This is a genomic window from Skermanella sp., assembly GCF_059503625.1.
Map to the genome: position 1 here is coordinate 1 of NZ_JCACHA010000263.1, position 3,104 is coordinate 3,104.

Annotated in this window: 3 protein-coding genes; all 3 read left to right on the forward strand. The window is 66.0% G+C overall.

Annotation, left to right across the window (positions count from 1 at the left end; translation table 11 throughout):
• Nucleotides 1–210: 210 nt before the first annotated feature.
• On the forward strand, nucleotides 211–840 hold the full coding sequence (locus AC5JJ6_RS06255; RefSeq protein ID WP_496041213.1) for a transposase: 630 nt from the start codon (nucleotides 211–213) through the stop codon (nucleotides 838–840).
• 115 nt (nucleotides 841–955) lie between these two features.
• Nucleotides 956–2,497 carry an IS21 family transposase gene (gene istA / locus AC5JJ6_RS06260; RefSeq protein ID WP_496041214.1) on the forward strand — a complete coding sequence of 514 codons (1,542 nt, stop codon included), beginning with the start codon at nucleotides 956–958 and terminating at the stop codon, nucleotides 2,495–2,497.
• Nucleotides 2,498–2,507: 10 nt separating this feature from the next.
• On the forward strand, nucleotides 2,508–3,104 hold a 597-nt coding region (locus AC5JJ6_RS06265; protein WP_496041215.1), incomplete at its 3' end, for an ATP-binding protein.

Here is a 3,104-nt window from a genome sequence, read left to right on the forward strand (position 1 = left end):
CATGTCCGATCTCTCCCGCGGCATCCCACCCTCCCTGCCCATCATCGCAAGGACCGCAGTGTAGATGCTGATGCTGGATCAGACGCCGCTCACCTCTACTCCCACGTGTGGGCGAAATCACCGAAACGGCAGAGCGGTTTGGACCGAAACAGGGGGGCGCTTTCCCCCGAAATCAGAGGACGGATTCAGCCGAAATATGCATGGGACCACGTGCTGGTGCTGGTCACCGGAGCTTTGCTGAGCCCGGGGCGACGCACCGTGAGTGCGGCGCTGCGGGTCATGGACCTGGACCAGAGCGCGAGCTTTGCCGTTTATCATCGCGTGCTGAGCACCGCCCGCTGGTCGGCCCGGCGCGTGGCCCATCGCCTGCTGCGGTTGCTGGTCGCCGCCTTTGTCCGGGATGGGCCGGTCGTCATCGGTCTCGACGATACAATCGAACGCCGCTGGGGAGCGAAGATCAAGGCGCGCGGTATCTACCGGGACCCAGTCCGCTCCAGTCATGGCCACTTTGTCAAAGCGAGTGGTCTGCGCTGGCTGTGTGTCATGCTGCTGGCACCCATTCCGTGGGCCGGCTGCGTCTGGGCGCTGCCGTTCCTGACCATTCTGGCACCGTCCGAACGCTACGCACAAAAGCAGGGCCGACGGCACAAGAAGCTGACCGACTGGGGCCGTCAGGCGTTGCTCCAGACCGCCCGCTGGTTGCCGGACCGGCGGGTTGTCGCGGTCGCCGACAGCAGCTTCTCGGTCATCGAGTTGATGATTCCGATTGAAGTCGGCCATGCATTCCGACGTGAAGCCGGCCACTGTTCCGGAATGAAGCCGGCCATCATTCCGAGATGATGTCGGCCACTTCGGCGACGACAATCAGCCTTCCGGAGGAGGCCGGGCAAGACTGCTGACAGGTCAGTACTCAACCTGCATCTACTCCCACCAGTTGTGAACCTGGGGGTGGTCGATGCCAGCGAAGAAGAGGCTGACGATGCGACAATTGAGAGCTCTGCTGCGCCTGAAGCACAGCGGTGCCCGACTGAGCGACCGCACGATCGCGTGCCAGATCGGCGTCGCCCGAAGCACGATCCAGGAATATCTGGCGCGTGTCGAGGCAGCCGGACTGTCCTGGCCACTGCCCGACGACGTAACCGACGAGGTGCTGGAGCAACTGCTGTTTCCCCGGTCGGGCTGCCGGCCAGGCTTCCGGCGCCGGGTCGAGCCGGACTGGGCGATGGTTGCGCGCGAACTGAAGCGGCCCGGCGTGACGCTGATGACGCTGTGGGAAGAATACCGCGAGGGAGAGCCCGGAGGATACGGCTACAGCCGGTTCTGCGACCTGTTCCGCGAGTTCGAGCGTCGATTGTCGCCGACCATGCGCCAGCACCATGTCGCGGGCGACAAGGTCTTCGTGGATTTCTCAGGCAAGCGGCTGGAGGTGGTCGACCCGGCCTCGGGGACCGTGCGGCCGGCGGAGATCTTCGTCGGCGTGCTGGGAGCGTCGAGCTACACCTACGCCGAAGCGGTGTGGACCCAGACGCTGCCGGATTGGATTGGCGCCCACACCCGCATGTTCGGCTTCTTCGGCGGGGTGCCACGGCTGGTCATTCCGGACAATCTGAAGTCCGGTGTTCATCGGGCGAACTTCTTTGATCCGGAACTGAACCGGAGCTATGGCCGGATGTCCGAGCATTACGGAACCGGCATTCTACCGGCCTGGCCACTGAAGCCGAAGGACAAAGCAAAGGTCGAAGCCGGCGTCCGTGTCGTTCAGCTGTGGCTGCTGGGCCGACTGCGGCGACAGACTTTCTTCTCGCTGGAGGAGTGCAACCGGGAAATTGCCGCTGCCCTGGAGCGGCTCAATGCCAAGCCGCTGCGGCGGCTGGGCGTGAGCCGTCGTGAGTTGTTCGATCAACTCGACCGGCCAGCTCTGAACCCGCTCCCCGAGACGCCTTACGAGTATGCCGAATGGCTGCGGGTGCGGGTTGGGCTGGACTATCACGTCGAAGTCGCGGGCGCCGCCTACTCGGTGCCGTATGCGCTGATCCGTCAGGAGGTCGAGGTGCGGCTGGGTGCGCGCACGGTCGAGGTGTTCCGGGCTGGTCGGCGGGTGGCGGCCCATCCACGCGCTGCGTCGGGCACGGCCACGCTGAGCGATCACATGCCGGCGGGCCACCGCCATTATGCCGAGTGGAGCGCCGAGCACTTCCTCAGCCGGGCACGGCAGTTCGGTCCCTCGACCGAGGCCCTGATCGCCGCGATCCTGGCTGATCGGCGTCATCTCGAGCAGGGCTACCGGAGCTGCCAGGGCGTGCTGAAGCTGTTCCGAGGCGCCAATGGGGAGCGGGCCGAAGCGGTCAGCGCGCGGGCGCTAACGATCGGCGCGCTGGGCGGCCGGAGCATCGCCTCGATCCTGGAGAACAACCTGGACCGCCAGCCGGCGGCCCCGACGGCCGAGGCGGCGCCCCTGGTGCACGCCAACATCCGCGGCTCGCGCTACTTCCCTTGAGGTCCTGACCATGTTGACACACCCGACCCTGGACCTGCTGCACGACCTCGGCCTGGAAGGCTGCGCCAAGGGCTTCAAGGAGCTGGCGGCCAACCCGGCGGCGGCCACGCTGAGCCATGCCGAGTGGCTCGGCGTCCTGCTCGAGCACGAGGTGACGCGGCGCAACCAGAAGCTCTACGAGAGCCGGGCCCGGCGTGCCCGGTTGCGTCATCTGGCGGTGATCGAGGATGTCGATTACCGGGCGGCGCGGGGCTTGGACAAGGCGCTGTTCCTCAAGCTGGGGACCTGCGCCTGCGTCCGGGAGCACCGCAACCTGATCCTCACCGGACCGTGCGGGGTGGGCAAAACCTGGCTGGCGTGCGCGCTCGGCAATCAGGCTTGCCGGGAGAACCTGTCGGTGCTCTACGTGCGGGCATCGCGGTTGTTCGCTGATCTGGCGCTGGGGCGTGGTGACGGCCGCTATACCCGGCTGCTACGCAGCTATGGAAAGCCCGATCTTATGGTCCTCGACGATTGGGGGCCGGAGCCTCTGGGAGCAGACCAGCGCCGTGACCTGCTGGAGATCGTCGAAGAGCGCTACGGCAGGAAGTCGCTGCTGATTACCAGT